This is a genomic window from Cupriavidus sp. 05N40, from assembly GCF_056397305.1.
Window position 1 is genome coordinate 34,624 of the sequence record NZ_JBFTND010000012.1, and the last position, 15,866, is coordinate 50,489.

Sequence of the window (15,866 nt, forward strand, 5' to 3'; positions counted from 1 at the left end):
GGTTAGCGCGCCGTGTAGTCCGGCTGGCGCTGGGGTTCTGCCTGCACGAACGCAGGGTGTTCGCTGGCGTGACGGTAGACGGCCATGGCGCGCGCAAAGGCGGTGGTGTCGCAACCCATGCGCTGCGCGTTGGCGATCTGCGGCACCAGGCAGCAATCGGCCAGCGTGGGCTGGTCGCCGAAGCACCACGGGCCGCGGCCGTCCCCGGCCAGCAGGCGCTCGACCATGCCCAGGCCGTCCTCGACCCAGTGCCGGTACCACGCGTCCTTCTGCTCCGGCGATGCGCCCAGCTTGTCCTGCAGGTAGCGCAGGACGCGCAGGTTGTTGACCGGATGGATGTCGCAGGCAACGGCATAGCTCAGTTCCAGCACCCGCGCGCGCAGCGCGGGCTCCAGCGGGATCAGGCGCGGCTGCGGGTGGCGGGCATCCAGATAGTCGATGATCGCCAGCGACTGGCCGAGGTGGAAATCGCCGTCCGCCAGCGCCGGTACCGCGGCCGACGGGTTGATGGCGCTCACATAGTCCGCGGCGCGATGCTCGCCGGTGCGGATATTGACCCCCCGGTAGTCGTACGGCAGGCCCTTGAGCGCCAGCGCGATGCGCACGCGGTAGGACGTGGAGCTGTTGAAGAAACTATAGATCTGCACGATGCAGCCCTCCTGCTGAAAGCCGCCGGTACATCAGGCCACGCGCACCGACAACTCGCCCAGGCGCTCCACGCCCACCGCCATCAGGTCGCCCGGCTTGACGGCGCCCACGCCTTCGGGCGTGCCGGTGTAGATCAGGTCGCCCGGTTCCAGGCGGAAGAACTTCGACAGGTCCGCCACGGTTTCGGCCACCGACCAGATCAGGTGGGTCACGTCGCTGCGCTGCTTGTCCGCGCCGTTCACGGTCAGCCAGATCGCGCCCTGCTCGAAATGGCCCACGTCGCCGGCCGGGTGGATCGGGCCGATCGGCGCGGACACGTCGAAGGCCTTGCCGATTTCCCACGGGCGGCCCATCTCGCGCATCTTCATCTGCAGGTCGCGGCGGGTCATGTCCAGGCCCACGGCGTAGCCCCACACATGCTCCAGCGCCTGTTCCAGCGCGATGTCGGAGCCGCCCTTGCCGATCGCCACCACCAGCTCGGCCTCATAGTGGAAGTTGGCGGTCTGGGCGGGGTACGGCAGCGTCAGCGTCTCGCCGTAGGCCACGGGCACCACGGCATCGGCCGGCTTGCAGAAGAAGAACGGCGGCTCGCGGTCCGGATCGAAACCCATTTCACGGGCATGGGCGGCGTAGTTGCGGCCGACGCAGTAGACGCGGCGCACGGGAAACTGATCCTGGCTGCCGACGACCGGAATGGCGACGGTGGCGGGCGGGGTGACAACGAACGACATGCGGAACCTCATGGATAAATGGAAAACGGGAGGGCGTGCCGGCAGGCGCGCGCGGCTCAGGCGCGGCGCCTTGCCTTGCCTGCCGGAAAGCGTGAGATCAGCTGCGCTCTTCGCGCAGCAGGTTGAGCGCGGACAGCACCGGGCGGTCCGAATAGCTGAACAACACCGTATCGTCCAGCGAGGCCAGTTGCACCGGCGCCCATGAGGGCACCACGAAGGTGTCGCGCGGCTCGAACTGGAACTGCGCATCGCCGATGCGCACGGTGCCGCGCCCTTCCACCACGGAATACACGGTGGCATCGGTGCTGCGGTAGGTCTTGCCCTGGAAACCCGCCGGCAGGTACTGCATGAAGGTCGCCATGGTTGGCATCGGCCAGCCGCCGGTGGCGGGATTCACATAACGCAGCTTCACGCCGTCCCAGGCGTCCAGCTCGCCATTGCGGTAAAGCTGGTCGAGCGCCTCGCGGCTGCGGGCATAGGGATAGCTGAAGATCGGCGAAGTCGGATCGGTCACGCGGTGGCGCACCGGCAGCATGTTGTGGCCGAAGCGCGCGAAGCTGTCGCCCTCGGGGCGCAGCACGGGCTGCGAAGCCTCCGGGTAGTTCTCGGCAAAGCCGGCATCCAGGTGCACCAGCAGCGGGATGTCCAGTCCGTCGAGCCAGACCACCGGCTCGCCGCCGTCTTCCAGCGAAGGATTGCCATGGTCGTGCCAGGTCCACGACGGCGTGATGATGAAGTCACCGGGTTGCATGGTGGTGCGCTCGCCGTTGACGGCGGTCCAGGCGCCGCGGCCTTCCACGATGAAGCGCAACGCGGACTGCGTATGCCGGTGGCTGGGCGCGATCTCGCCGGGCAGGATCAGCTGCAGGCCGGCATAGAGGGTAGAAGTGATGCTCGACTTGCCTGGCAGGCCCGGGTTTTCCAGCACCAGCACGCGGCGCACCGCCTCGGCCGCGCTGATGACATTGCCCGCCTGCATCACCAGCGGGCGCACCTCGGCGTACTTCCAGATGGCAGGCTGCGCCTGCGGGCGCGGCTGCGGCGGCACCAGGGCGTGCAGGGATTCCCACAGCGGCGTCATCTGGTTGCGGCCGATGCGGTCGTAGTAGGCCGCGCGCTCTGCATTCCTGTTTGCGTCTGACATGGTTGTCTCCGGATCCTGCGCCGTGGTCCGGCGAGGTGCAGCCGCGGGTGAATGGAAGGATGCGGGCTGCGATGACGTATTTATACTTCCGGAGATATACCCTGTAAAATAATCAATTCCTCTTATCCATATTCCAATGGATATACCTCAAAGGGATAACCCTTATGGATTGGACCCAGCGCCTCCGTCTGCGCAACCTTCAGATGCTGCTCAGCCTGGCCCAGACCGGCAATATGAGCCAGACCGCCGTGGCGCTCAGCACCACGCAGCCGGCCTTGTCGAAGTGGCTCAAGGAACTGGAGGACGACATCGGGCTGCCATTGTTCGAGCGCCATGCGCGGGGCCTGCGGCCAACGCCCTACGGCGAGTCGATGATCGCGCATGCCCGGCGCATCGAAGCGCACCTGGACACCGCCCGCGACGACATGCTGGCCATGCGCGAAGGCGGCAGCGGGCTGGTGGTGCTCGGTACCTCGGGCGCGTCGGCCGCCGATACCGTGCCGCTGGCCGTCACCGCACTGCTGCAACGCYTGCCCAGGGCACGAGTGCGGCTGGTCGAAAGCACCATGAACCTGCTGATGGCGCAGCTCGCGCGCGGCGAGGTCGACATCGTGGTGGGGCGTTCCGCGCCGGAACTGCAGGACGGCCATATGCGCACCGAAGCGCTATACATGGAGCCGATCCACTTCGTGACGCGCCCGCGCCATCCGCTGTTCGAACTGGCGGAGCCCGGCTGGAGCGATGTGCAGGCCTACCGCTGGATCATCTGGCCGCGCGGCACGCCAATCCGCAATACGCTGGAATCCGCCCTGAACGCCGCCGGCAAGAGCATGCCGGCCGACTGCGTGGAATCGAACTCGGTCATCCTGAACCTGACCCTGCTCAACCACAGCAATATGATCGGCGTGGCCTCCCATCGCACCGCGCGGCGGCTGGAACAGCTGGGCGCGCTGCGCATCCTGCCGCTGCGCCTCGCCGGGTTCGGCTCCGTGTCGATGTACTGGCGTGAAGATGGCTTCGGCAGGATTGCCGTCAGTGCCGCCCTGGACGCGTTGCGCCGGGTCGCGGCGCGCTCCGCCCTGGATGCTCCGGACGAGGAGGAAAGAAGCGTATGAGTCGCTTTTCGCCGCGCCGCGATTAGCGGTTTTCCTCCATTTTTTCCGCACATTGCTGCGGTGCACCGGCGCCGGAAAAACGGCCACATCCGCCAGCCCGCCCCAGTGCTGGCCTGGCGGACGCCTCGCCAGCCAAGGTGGCAAGTGCGTCATAATTTCTTGCAGTGCAATATATCGTTTCGCCTGCTTGTCATGACAAGCTTTCGGGCTCAGTGTATGGGGCGTACAGCAGGAGTCCGTCATGAACGCCACCAATCTCGCCTGGCACTACACCACGGGGAGCCATCTACCGACGATCGCCCAGTCCCAAGGGCTGATCCCGACCGCCTTGCCGGTGTCCGCCGGCGCCGCCAAGGTGCTGTGGTTCTCGCGCCGGCAACAATGGGATCCGTCCGCGGCCAAGACCGAATGGAAGCGCCGCGACATGTTCCGCCACCGCCCGCAGGCCGGCCTGCGCGCGCAGGCTCCCCTGTTCCGCTTCGGCCTGCCGCGCAACGACACCCGCCTGCTGCCGTGGCCGGCCATCACCCGCGTGGCAGGCATCGATGTGCCCGAAGCCATGGTCATGGTGACCAAGGGGCTGCGCGCCGGCGCGAACCCGACCGACTGGCTGGGAACGATGTCCGCCATCCCGCTGGCCGACCTGCATTTCCAGGCCTGGGACGGCAAGCAGTGGCAGGACGCCAGCCTGCATGAGCATGAACTGGCGGCGCGCCACGGCGATGCCGCCGCGCCGGCCGCATCGCCGGGCGTGCCGGGCGTCGCGGCCCGCAGGGGCGCGGCACACGATCTGCATTGAGCACGGCCGCGGCACCAGCCGACGAGCACGCTGGCGATGGCGCAGGAGATTCCGGCCGCGGACGCGGAACTGCCGCAGCGGCGCCCGGGCCATTCAAGCCATTCAAGCCATTCAGGCCGTCTTGCCCCGGCTCGCCAGGTGACGCCCCGCGTCCGGCGCAAGGCGGACATAGCCGATCAACGACACCAGCGTCAGGACCCCCGCGAACAGGAAGGCCCAGCGGAAATCGCCGAGGGTGAAATGCGGCATATCGGCCTGGCCGCTCTCCCCGCGCATCGACGCCGCCACGCGCAGCGACAGCGAGCCGAACGCGATGCCCAGGCCGATCGTCATCTGCTGGGCGGCGTTCCACAGCGTGTTGGCGCTGCTCATCTGCGGCTGCGGGATATCGGCATAGGCCAGCGTGGCGAGTGTGGAAAACTGCATCGAGCGCGTCACGCCGTAGACGAACACCACCAGCAGGACCACGGCCAGCGGCGTTGCGGGGGTGAGCAGGCCGCACGCGACGATAAACAGGCTGGCGAAAGCCACGTCCACGATCGCCGTGGTGCGGAAACCGTAGCGGTGCAGCACGCGCGTGGTCAGCGCCTTCATGCCGAGGTTGCCCAGCGCACTGGCCAGCAGCAGCAGGCCCGAGCGGAACGCCGACAGCCCGAAGCCGATCTGGAACAGCAGCGGCATCAGGTACGGCACCGCGCCGATGCCCACCCGCGTGACCGAACCGGTGAGCACCGTGACCGAGAACGTCGGCACGCGCAGCGTGGTGAAGTCGAGCAGCGGATGCGGGTGGCCCGCCGCGTGGCGCACGGCCAGCACGCCCAGCACCAGCCCCGCGGCCACGAAGCCGCCTGCCGTCGCCAGGCTGGAGCCTTGCTGGCTGGCCAGCTCGGTGCCGTACAGGACGAAGGTCAGCGTGGCGCCGCTGAGCAGGAAACCGACCACATCGAGCGGCCTGGGCTCGGTCTCGCGCACGTTGCGGATCATCATCAGCGTGGCGACCAGCGCCGCGATGCCGAACGGCACATTGAGCAGGAAGATCCAGCGCCAGGACGCGTAGGTCGTGATGAAGCCACCGATGGGCGGCCCCACCACCGGCGCCACGATGGCCGGCCAGGTGATGGTGGAGATGGCCTTGATAAGGTGGCGCTTGTCCGTATTGCGCACCACGATCAGGCGCCCCACCGGTACCATCATCGCCCCGCCGATGCCCTGCAGCACGCGCGCCGCGGTGAATTCGGCGAGCCCGCTGGACGCGCCGCACAGCACCGACGCCACCGTGAACACCACGATCGCGGCGCCGAACACGGTCCTGGAGCCAAAGCGGTCGGCCACCCAGCCGCTGACCGGGATAAACACCGCCAGCGCCAGCATGTAGGAAGTCATGCCCAGGCTGAGGTCGTTCGGCCCGACCCCGAACGAGTGTGCCATCTGTGGCAAGGCCGTGGCCAGCACGGTGGTGTCCAGGTACTCCATGAAAAAGGTAGCGGCGACGAGATACGGCAGGAATCTCATCGAGGACTGGCTTTGCGTGGTTTCCATTGACGGGCGTGCGTGGAGCGGCGCGATGCCGTCCGGGGCGGAGGATTGGCAGTCTCGGGAAGCGCACCGGGGCCGGCGCGCCGGGGCAAAAGCGCCATCATACCGGGCATCGCCATTTGCCGTTGCGCCCCGGGCACCCCGCCCTGCCGCGCGCTCAGCCCCGCGGGCGCACCGGATCCACGTGCGTCATCACGTCCAGCACGTCGGTCACCTGCATGGCGCGCCGGCGCGCTTCCACCGCGATGCGGTGGCCCGCCTCCACCGTGATCGCGCCGTCGATCTCCAGATGCACGTCGGCCAGGATGAAGTCGCCCATCTTGCGCGTGCGCAGATCGTGCAGGCCTTGCACGCCGGGGGTGGCGGCCATGGCCTGGCGGATGGCTTCCACGGTCTGCGCGTCGACGGCGCCGTCCATCAGGTCATGCAGCGCCGACCACGAGAAGCGCCAGCCCATCTTGCTCACCATCAGGCCGACCACCAGCGCCGCGATCGGATCCAGCATGTGCATGCCCAGCATATTGCCGCCGACCCCCAGCGCCACCACCAGCGAAGACGCCGCGTCCGAGCGCGCGTGCCAGGCATTGGCCACCAGCATGCCCGAGCGCACGCGCTGCGCCACCGCCAGCATGTAGCGGAACAGCAGTTCCTTGGCCACCAGCGCGCCCAGCGCCACCCACAGGGCAATGCCCTTGACCGCCTGCAGCAATTCGGGATGCTCGAGCTTCTGCACCGCCGTCCACAGCATGCCGACGCCCACGGCCAGCAACAGCACGCCGATGGCCAGCGAGGCGGCCGTTTCGAAACGCTGGTGGCCATACTGGTGATCGGCATCCGCGCCCTTGCGGCTATGGTGGCTGGCGAACAGCACCACGAAGTCCGAGACCAGGTCCGACAAGGAATGCACGGCGTCGGCGATCAGCGCCTGCGAGCCAGCGACCAGCCCGGCCACCATCTGGGTGCAGGACAGCAGGATATTCACCCCGACGCTGACCCAGGTGCTGCGGCGCGCCGCCGCCGACTTGGCGGGCGTGTCGGGGGCGTCTTTCTCGTTGATTGCGTGGGCTTCGGCCTTCATGCGTTCCATGTCTTCAGTGCGTGCCGCGGTTTGCCTGCGTCCCCGGCGCGCGGGTCCGCCCGAGCCGTTCCAGCCATTCGAACAAGACCATGCCCGCCAGCATGGCCAGCACGAAAACCATGCCCTGCCACACGCCGGAGCCCAGCAGCACCAGCGCCGGGCCCGGGCAGATGCCCGCCAGTCCCCAGCCGATGCCGAACAGCAGGCTGCCGGCGAGCAGGCGCCGGTCGATCTGGCGCGTGGCGGGCAGCTGCATGGGCAGCCCAAGCCATGACGCGCTGCGCCGCCGCGCCAGCGCGAACGCCGCCAGGCCGACCGCGACGGCGCCGCCCATCACCAGTGCCAGCGAGGGATCCCAGGCCCCCGCCAGATCGAGAAAGCCAAGCACCTTGGCCGGATTCGCCATGCCGGCCAGGATCAGCCCGAAGCCGAACACCAGGCCGGCCAGCAGCGCAGACAGCAAGGGCGCGACACGGCGAACCAGAGGGAATGGGGAAGCACGTACTGTCATCTCAGCCGCCCCACAGGTGGCGAACGCCATAGACAGTGGCGAAGCCGGCCGCCATGAACGCCAGCGTGGCCACCAGTGAACGCGGCGACAGCCGGGACAGTCCGCACACGCCATGCCCGCTGGTGCAGCCCGCGCCGTAGCGGGTGCCCACGCCGACCAGCAGGCCGGCCACGACCAGCACCCCGGTGCCCGCCTCGACGTGGATCCCGGGCAGGGCCGCGAACAAGCGCCAGGCCAGGGGCGCGCCGAGCAGGCCCGCCACGAAAGCCAGCCGCCACGCCACCTCCCGCCGCGCGGGGCGCAGCAGCCCGCCCACGATGCCGCTGATGCCGGCGATGCGTCCGTTGCACAGGACAAGGAGGGCCGCGGCCAGCCCGATCAGCAAGCCGCCGGCCAGCGCGGGCAGCGGCGTGAAATGCGCCCAGTCGATAGTCATGGTGAGCCCTTGGTGGTCCAGTCAGTGCGACATGAATACGGGGATGTCGGCCTGCCGCATCAGCGTGCGCGTCGTGCCGCCGGTGACCAGCTCGCGCAGCCGCGCGTGGCCGTAGCCGCCTGCGACCAGCAGGTCGGCCTGCAGGGTGCCCACCGCCTCCAGCAACAGCGGCCCGGGCCGCTGGCTGCCGCTCACGGCATGCACCGAGGCGGCGATGCCGTGCCGCGCCAGGTGCGCGCACAATGCTTCGGCGGTGGCGGGCGGCTGGAGCACGCCGGCGTCCGCGCCAGTGGCCGATACCACGGTCACGCGCGCGGCCTCGCGCAGCAGCGGCATGGCGTCGGCCACCGCGCGGGCCGCTTCCCGGCCACCATCCCAGGCGATCGCGATGTGCCCGCAGGACAGGCTGCGCACGCCGGGCGGCACCAGCAGCACCGGCCTGCCCGCTTCCAGCATCACGTATTCGGCGGTCTGCGCCACCAGCACGGGCAGCGCTTCCGGGCCCGCCAGCCGGGCCAGCACGATCAGGTCGGCCAGCCGGCCTTCCCTGGCCAGCGCCCAGCCCGTGTCTTCCTCGACGACGCGGTGGGCGCAGCTCACCGCGGGCGCCGTCTCCTGCATGACGCGGTGGAAGTCGGCACCGGCGGCGGCACCCTGCGCCAGCAACTGGCGCCTCGCCAGCTCGGCATAGCGGCCAGCATCATCGCCGGCGCCGCGGAACGGCTCGAGCCGCATGCCGGTCGCGGTCAGGCCGGTCACATGCGCCGCGCTGCGCTGCGCCAGCCCGGCCGCCAGCCGCACGCGATCGGCGCAGCCGGGGTCCGGGCCAAGTTCGACCAGCAGGCTCTTGTATTCCATCATGTCGGTGGCTCCGGGCGGAAGACGGTTGGCGGTTGACGGTTGACGGCTGCGAAACGCGCCGCGGCCAGGGGCAACGCGGCGTGCACTGCCGGGACTCGCCGCAATTATGCCAAGGCCAGGCGCCGCGTGGCAGGCCATTCGCCACCTGCCGGCCCAGACCGGCCCGCACCGTGCCGGGCCGGGCCGGGCCAGCGCCGAAAAAATAACTTCAGGTTCCAGCCCCGGATGCCGATAGCTGTCCCAGAGCCGAGTCATTGTCCCGCGAGGCCAAGCCGGGGCGGGCAGGCATTATCGGTCGTTAGCGACGCATACTCACTCATGTCAGACAGAGACAAAGCGCTCAGCATAGCCGACCCACATCAGCTGTTCCGCAACTCGCTCGAGCAGGCCACCGACGCTGTCTTCGTCCTGAACGCAGACAACCATGTGCTCTTCCTCAACGCTGCGGCGGAAGCGCTCTATGGCGCGAGCCGCAAGCAGGTCGTTGGCATGGATGCCGCGACGGTGGTGCAGCGGCTGCCCGCCGGCGCCGCGCCCGGCGCGCACCCGGGGCCGGCCGGCGAGCACGGCGAGCCCCTGCCGGCGGTGCAGATCCTGCGCGCGGATGGCCAGGTGCGCTTTGGCTTCGTCGCGGAATCGAGCACCACGCTGGGCGATGTCACCCTGCGCACGCTGCTGGTCAAGGTGGCCGGCGGCGCCGGCGCACGCCGCGAAGACCATCCGGTGCTGTCCGTGATCGCCGACGAGATCGACAGCGCGGTCCTGGTGGTGGATGCCGACTGGCGCATCGTCTATGTCAACGCCGGCCTGACGCGCATGCTCGGCTACGCGCCGCACGACATGGTAGGCAGGATGCCCTGCGAGGTCCTGGCCGGCGAATTCACCAATATGGCCGCCATGCAGCGCCTGCAGGCCAACCGTCCCACGCCGGGCGTGGAACGCCACGAGGCCCTGATCTACGCGAGCTGCGGCAGCCCGCTGTGGGTATCGGCCACCGTGCGGCATCTGGTCAGCACCGCGGGCCAGCACCACCACGGCATCGTCATCCTGTCCGACATCACGCAGAAAAAGACCTACGAGCTGCTCCAGCGCAAGGTGCTGCACGCCATGGTGATGGAACAGCCCCTGCCGGCCGTGCTGGAGCTGATCTGCCAGGAGGTGCAGCGCGTGGCGCCTTCGGTGATCGCCACGGTGCTGCGCGTGGATAGCGAACGGCGCCTGCGCCCGCTGGCGGCGCCGGCACTGCCGCCCGAGTATGCGGCCGTGCTCGACGGGCTGCGCATCGGCCCGCAGGTGGGCTCCTGCGGCACCGCCGCCTGGCTGGGCGAGGCGGTGGTGGCCAGCGATATCTCCACCGATCCGCGCTGGGTGGATTATCGCCACCTGGCCTTGCCGCTCGGCCTGGCGGCCTGCTGGTCGTACCCGATCAAGGCCGGCGACGGCCGCGTGCTTGCTACCCTGGCCTTCTATTTCCGCAGCGTGCGCGCGCCCGACGCCTTCCACCAGCAGGTGGTGGAGGTGTGCGCTTCGCTGTGCAAGCTGGCTTTCGAGCGCGACGACGCCGCCGAACGGATCCAGCAGCTTGACCAGTACGACTCCCTCACCGGCCTGCCCAACCGCAGCCTGCTGCAGCGCCAGGCCGGCAAGCTGCTGCTGGCCACGCGCCAGGCTGGCGCGGCGCTCAGCGTGCTGTTCGTCGACCTGGACCGCTTCAAGTACATCAACGACTCGCTCGGCCACAGCGGCGGCGACAAGATGCTGCGCGAGGTGGCCAAGCGCCTGACCGCCCATGCCGGCGAGAGCGCGCTGGTGGCGCGCCTGTCGGGCGACGAATTTGCCCTGGTGCTGCCGGAATCCGACCGCACCAAGACCATCGCCACGGGCCAGCGCCTGCTGGCCGCGCTGCGCCTGCCGCTGCGCATCGACCATGCCAGCATCGCCCCCTCGGCCAGCATCGGCATCAGCCTGTTCCCGTCGGACGGCGACACGCTGGACTACCTGCTGCATTGCGCCGAGATGGCCATGTACGACGCCAAGGCAGCCGGGCGCAATCTGTTCCGCTTTTTCAGCATCGAGATGAACTGGGCCGCGCAGGAGCGCCTGGCCCTGGAGTCGGCCCTGCGCGAAGCGCTGCTGGGCAACGAGCTGCACCTGAATTTCCAGCCACAGGTATTCCTCAGCGACGGCCGGCTGTATGGGCTCGAAGTGCTGGTGCGATGGCACCACCCGCATTTCGGCAAGGTCCCGCCCGACCGCTTCGTGCCGCTGGCCGAAGACAGCGGCCTGATCGGCACGCTGGACCGCTGGGTGCTCGAGCGCGCCTGCGCGCAGATGGCCGCCTGGCGCCGCGACGGCATCCCGGTGCCGACCATCTCCGTGAATATCTCCCCGGCCAGCTTCCGCGACCCGGCGCTGGCCGGCCATGTCGCCGAGACGCTGTCGCGGCACGGCCTGCCCGCCCAAGCGCTGGTGCTGGAGATGACCGAAGGCCTGCTGATGGAAGACGATGCCGGCATCGCCGCCACCGTGGCCGCCATCCACGCGCAGGGCGTGCGCCTGTCGATGGACGACTTCGGCACCGGCTACTCGAGCCTGGGCTACCTGCGCCAGCTACCGGTGCACCAGCTCAAGCTCGACAAGAGCTTCGTGATCGACCTGGAGAGCGACGCCGCCGCGCGCGAGCTGGCCAGCGCCGTGATCCGCATTGGCGACAGCCTGAAGCTCGCGGTGGTCGCCGAAGGCGTGGAGAACGAGGCCCAGCGCCAGTTCCTGCTCGCGCAGGGCTGCCACATGGGCCAGGGCTACCTGTTCTCGCGTCCGCTGGACGCCGGCGCGGTAGCGCAATGGATCAACACGCCGCGGCCGCTGGAGCGCCCCGCGCCACCGCCCGGCCATTCGCTGCGATAGGCGCCGCACCCGGCGGCGGCGGCCCGAGGGCCGGGGCCTGCGCGCGCGGGGCCTACTTCGCCGCCGGGCGCTTTTCCAGCAGCGGCTGGCTCACGCCCTGCACGCCCACCAGGCCAAGCACGGTGGTGAGCCCGACCTGGGCGCCTTCCCAGGCGTTGGCCGGGTCATACCATTCGTCGCGCGCGTGGAAACCGCCGGTCTTGCCGCCGCTGCCGATGATGATGGCCGGAATGCCGAGCGCCATCGGCACGTTGGCGTCGGTGCTGCCGCCGCGCAGGCTGGGCTTGCCCTTGCCGTAGCCGTCGATGGCGCGCACCGCGGCCTGCACGATCACCGCGTCGGGCGGCGTGCGGCCGGCCGGGCGGTCACCGATCTGGCGCACCTGGTAGGTGATCTGGCTGCCGGCGTGGGCCGGGTGCCAGCGCCGGTTTTCCTCGGCCACGCCGGCATCGATCGCCGCCATGATCTGCTTTTCCGTCTCGAGCAGCGACGGCGTGGCGTTGGAGCGGATATCCACGGCCATGCGCGCATCGCCGGCAATCGCGTTGACCGACGTGCCGCCGCCTACGGTGCCCACGGTGAAGGTGGTCTTGGGATCCTCGGGCGGACGTACGTCGCTCACCTTGGCGATCGCGCGGCCCATCGCATGGATGGCGCTGGGCAGGCCGAACGCGCCGAAGCTGTGGCCACCGGGGCCGCGGAAGGTCACTTCGTAACGGTGGCTGCCGGTGCCCAGCGCCAGCACGCGGTCGCCCTCGCCCGGCTCCATCCCGACCATGCCGTCGATCTCCGGATGATCGCGGAACACCGCCTTCATGCCACGCAGGTTGCCCAGCTCTTCCTCGCCCACATTGCCCACGAAGACCAGGTCGCCGACGGTGCGGACATTGTTGTCGTTGAGCACCTTCAGCCACGACAGCAGCACGGTCAGGCCGCGCGTGTCGTCCGAGATGCCGGGCGCGTACAGGCGGCCGCCGCGCGGCTTGACGGTGACGTCGGTGCCCTCGGGGAACACGGTGTCGAGGTGGGCGGAGATCAGCAGCACGGGGCCGTTGCCGCTGCCCTTGCGGGTCCCGATGGCGTTGCCTTCGGCGTCGAGATGGGCGTCGGCCAGCCCCAGCGCCTTGAGGCGGCCCAGGAAATATTCGGCGCGGGCGCGCTCCTTGAAAGGCGGCGCGGGGATCTCGGTCAGGGCCTTGAGGTCGCCCAGCGAGCGCGCATCGTCCGCCTTCACATCGGCCAGGACCTTCTTGAACAATGGATCGGCTTCCAGGCTGGCGTAGGCGCGGTCCACCGCGGGCGACACCGCCGGCACCGGAATGGTCTGCGCGAAGGCCGGCGTGGCGGCCAGCACCAGCGCCGCGAGGGTCAGCGAGAACGGGCGGGACGCGATGGCATCGGGTTGGGGGCGTGCTTGCATGTTGTGGCAATGGCTCCGGTGACGTTGGGTCGATGGGCTGAGATGGGGGCGCGCGCGCACGACGCGGGCCAGGCGAGGCGCCGCCGCGTGCGGGCGAACCGCCATTCTGCCAGCGGATGGCCTCCGGCGTGGCGTATCGGGCATGCCGGCGCAAGGCCCGGGGTGGATTACCATCTGAGGCAAACGCCCACGGCCCCACGGCCGCCCACGGAACCCGCCATCATGCCGATCCCTTACCTGCGCAGCCTTGCCGGACGCCGGCGCAGCCCGCAGGCCAACCGGCAGCTCGCCTGCTACCTCAGCTTCGTCGCCGGCGCCACCAACGCGGGCGGCTTCCTGGCGGTCCAGCAGTACACCTCGCATATGAGCGGCATCGTCTCCGCCATGGCCGACCACCTCGCGCTCGGCCAGGTGGCGCTGATCCTGGAAGGGCTTGGCGCGCTGCTGTCGTTCGTGGCGGGCGCCGCGACCTCGGCCATCCTGATCAACTGGGCGCGGCGCGAAGACCTCCACAGCGAATATGCCCTGCCCCTGCTGCTGGAGGCCGTGCTGCTGTTGTGCTTCGGCTTGCTCGGCGGCAACCTCGGGACCCACAAATGGATCCTCGGCACGGCCACGGTGATGTTGCTGTGTTTCATCATGGGCCTGCAGAACGCCATGATCACCAAGGTCTCCAATGCCGAGATCCGCACCACCCACATCACCGGCATGGTCACGGATATCGGCATCGAACTCGGCAAGCTGTTCTACTGGAACGCGGCCGGCGCCGGCCGGCCGCCGGTGCTGGCCAACCGCGCCAGGCTGCGCACGCTGGCCACGCTGGTGGCGCTGTTCTTCATCGGCGGCGTGACCGGGGCGCTGGGATTCAAGCATCTGGGCTTCAGTGCCACGCTCTGGCTGGCGGCGCTGCTGCTGGCGCTGGCCGTGGTGCCGGTGGCCGACGACGTGCGCGGCCACCTGCTGCGCCTGGGCGCGTGCTGGCGCGGCTGGGCCCGCGATGCGCTGCGCGATGTGCATGCCCTGTGGCTGGCCGCGCGCGACGCGCGCACGCCCTGGTATGCGAAGGCAATGGCCCTGCTGGTGGCGGGCTACGCGCTGTCCCCGATCGACCTGATCCCGGATTTCATCCCCGTGCTGGGCTACCTGGATGACGTGGTGCTGGTCCCGCTCGGCGTGCTGCTGGCCGTACGGATGATCCCGCCCGAGCTGATGCACGAATACCGCGCGGCAGCCGTTGCTGCACAGCAACGCCCCCGCAGCCGGGCCGCGGCGGTGGTGATCGTGGTGTTGTGGATTTGCACTACCTTGCTGGCTGCGGGGCTGCTTGCCCGCCACTTTGGCTGGATCTGAAGTGGCGCTTCGAATCCTTGCGCCACAAAGGGTTCGCGCGGACACATTCCCTTGCATTTGCCCTGCCCCCGGCTCACTACACTCGAATCATCGAGYGGCACAAACCGCCTATCCAGAGCCAGCAACGCATCATGCAGCAAGAAGCCAATATCCCCACCGTGATCGGCCTGCAGGGCCTGCGCGATCTCGCGGCCCTGCTGACCACCGGATCCCTGCTCCAGCGCGCCACCCTGCAGGTCATCGCCGAGTACGAGCGCGAGGCGCGCAGCTCCGAAGACCGCTACTGCGCCCTGCGCCATTGCTGGGACTAGGTCGCTCAGGCAACACGGGCGGCACGGGCGGCACAGACAACACAGGGCAACACAGGGCAGCGCAGGCGGCAGCCCCCGCTCCCCCGCYCAGTGCTTGCAGGCCAGCGGCGAGCGCACGCCACCGTCGCGCACCAGCGGCAGGATGGTCGGCGCCAGCGATCTCAGCAGCGCCACCGACAAGGCACTCGTGAAGTTGTAGCGTGCCGCATAGGGTTCCTGCACGTAGGCGGTGACATTGCCGAAGTAGCGCTCGCCAAGGAAAAACACGAAGGTGGCCGAGCGGCTGACCACGCGCGACGAGATCAGCCTGCCGCCCGGCCCGTAGACCTCGTAGCGGTGGTCGCCGGTACCGGTCTTGCCGCCGGCCACGATGCCGCTGCTGCCCAGCGCGGTCCGCAGCGACCCCGCCGTGCCCGACTGCACCACGCCCACCAGCGCCGCGCGCACCACCGTGGACAGTTCCTCGCTCAGCAGCCGCTTGCCCTCCATGCCCAGTCCGAAATCGGTGGCATACGGCGTGCCTTGCGCAAAGTCCAGGTTGCGCAGCGCGGTGGCCTGCTGGCGCACGCCGTTGTTCTGGATGATGCCGACCAACTCGGCCAGGGCCGCCGGGCGGTCGCCGGCGGCGCCGATGGCCGAGGCATAGGACGGCGTGATGGCGCTGAACGGATAGCCCAGCCGCTGCCAGCGGCGCGCGATCTCGGCGAAGGCCTGGCGCTCGAGCTGCCCGCGGATGCGCCGGGTCTGGCCGCCCGGATTGCGGGTCTTGAACAGCCAGGCGTAAACCTCCTGGCGCTGCTCGGTGCTGTCGCGCAGGACCTCATCCAGGCTGGCATCGGGGCGCTCGCGCAGGTAGTCCAGCAGCCATAGCTCGAGCGGATGCACGCGCGCCAGGTAGCCGCGATCGTTCAGGTTGAAGCTGCGCGGGCCGTACTTGTTGTACATCTTGGCCAAGACTTCGTCGGTCAGCGGCGCGCCCGCGATCTTCGGCAGCGTGGCCCGCATGGTCTTGCTGAACT

13 protein-coding genes are annotated in these 15,866 nt (G+C 69.4%); 4 read left to right on the forward strand and 9 right to left on the reverse strand.

All coding sequences use genetic code 11. The annotated features are described in order from the left end of the window. Window positions 1-2: 2 nt before the first annotated feature. The 3 genes from maiA to gtdA form a co-directional block, all read right to left on the reverse strand. Entirely contained in the window at window positions 3-647 is a 645-nt protein-coding gene (gene maiA / locus AC1DO7_RS04720; RefSeq protein WP_441620282.1) for a maleylacetoacetate isomerase, read from the reverse strand. Between the two features lie 33 nt (window positions 648-680). Then, entirely contained in the window at window positions 681-1,379 is a 699-nt protein-coding gene (locus AC1DO7_RS04725) for a fumarylacetoacetate hydrolase family protein (RefSeq protein ID WP_441620284.1), read from the reverse strand. A gap of 97 nt (window positions 1,380-1,476) precedes the next feature. Further along, window positions 1,477-2,523: a gentisate 1,2-dioxygenase gene (gtdA, locus tag AC1DO7_RS04730; protein ID WP_441620286.1), complete on the reverse strand. Its 1,047-nt coding sequence runs from the start codon at window positions 2,521-2,523 to the stop codon at window positions 1,477-1,479. A 164-nt stretch (window positions 2,524-2,687) separates the two neighbouring features. Here gtdA and AC1DO7_RS04735 point away from each other — a divergent pair, with 164 nt between their 5' ends. Continuing rightward, window positions 2,688-3,638 (forward strand): LysR substrate-binding domain-containing protein, encoded by a 951-nt coding sequence (locus AC1DO7_RS04735; protein ID WP_441620288.1) that lies wholly within the window; start codon window positions 2,688-2,690, stop codon window positions 3,636-3,638. A gap of 241 nt (window positions 3,639-3,879) precedes the next feature. Continuing rightward, the gene (locus AC1DO7_RS04740) at window positions 3,880-4,437 is read left to right on the forward strand and encodes a hypothetical protein (RefSeq protein ID WP_441620290.1); all 558 of its coding nucleotides are present in this window, start codon (window positions 3,880-3,882) and stop codon (window positions 4,435-4,437) included. Window positions 4,438-4,548: 111 nt separating this feature from the next. Here AC1DO7_RS04740 and AC1DO7_RS04745 read toward each other — a convergent pair whose 3' ends face one another. The 5 genes from AC1DO7_RS04745 to AC1DO7_RS04765 all read right to left on the reverse strand — a co-directional run bounded on the left by AC1DO7_RS04745 (window position 4,549) and on the right by AC1DO7_RS04765 (window position 8,859). Continuing rightward, the gene (locus tag AC1DO7_RS04745) at window positions 4,549-5,976 is read right to left on the reverse strand and encodes an MFS transporter (protein WP_441620291.1); all 1,428 of its coding nucleotides are present in this window, start codon (window positions 5,974-5,976) and stop codon (window positions 4,549-4,551) included. Between the two features lie 154 nt (window positions 5,977-6,130). Continuing rightward, on the reverse strand, window positions 6,131-7,051 hold the full coding sequence (locus AC1DO7_RS04750; RefSeq protein ID WP_441620344.1) for a cation diffusion facilitator family transporter: 921 nt from the start codon (window positions 7,049-7,051) through the stop codon (window positions 6,131-6,133). 13 nt (window positions 7,052-7,064) lie between these two features. Next, complete coding sequence (locus AC1DO7_RS04755; protein WP_441620293.1) at window positions 7,065-7,562, reverse strand: DUF6691 family protein; 498 nt, start codon at window positions 7,560-7,562, stop codon at window positions 7,065-7,067. Between the two features lies 1 nt (window position 7,563). Continuing rightward, on the reverse strand, window positions 7,564-7,998 hold the full coding sequence (locus tag AC1DO7_RS04760) for a YeeE/YedE family protein (RefSeq protein ID WP_441620295.1): 435 nt from the start codon (window positions 7,996-7,998) through the stop codon (window positions 7,564-7,566). Window positions 7,999-8,019: 21 nt separating this feature from the next. After that, window positions 8,020-8,859, reverse strand: a complete 840-nt coding sequence (locus AC1DO7_RS04765; protein ID WP_441620297.1) for a universal stress protein — start codon at window positions 8,857-8,859, stop codon at window positions 8,020-8,022. Window positions 8,860-9,177: 318 nt separating this feature from the next. On the opposite strand from AC1DO7_RS04765, the gene AC1DO7_RS04770 reads away from it, so the two are divergent. Beyond that, window positions 9,178-11,766, forward strand: a complete 2,589-nt coding sequence (locus AC1DO7_RS04770; protein ID WP_441620299.1) for an EAL domain-containing protein — start codon at window positions 9,178-9,180, stop codon at window positions 11,764-11,766. A 52-nt stretch (window positions 11,767-11,818) separates the two neighbouring features. Here the strand turns inward: AC1DO7_RS04770 and AC1DO7_RS04775 are convergent, their stop codons facing one another. Continuing rightward, on the reverse strand, window positions 11,819-13,186 hold the full coding sequence (locus AC1DO7_RS04775) for a M20/M25/M40 family metallo-hydrolase (RefSeq protein ID WP_441620301.1): 1,368 nt from the start codon (window positions 13,184-13,186) through the stop codon (window positions 11,819-11,821). Window positions 13,187-13,408: 222 nt separating this feature from the next. Between AC1DO7_RS04775 and AC1DO7_RS04780 the strand changes: the two genes are divergently transcribed. Beyond that, window positions 13,409-14,536, forward strand: coding sequence for a DUF1275 domain-containing transporter (locus tag AC1DO7_RS04780; protein WP_441649946.1), 1,128 nt, complete (start codon window positions 13,409-13,411; stop codon window positions 14,534-14,536). Window positions 14,537-15,866: the final 1,330 nt, after the last annotated feature.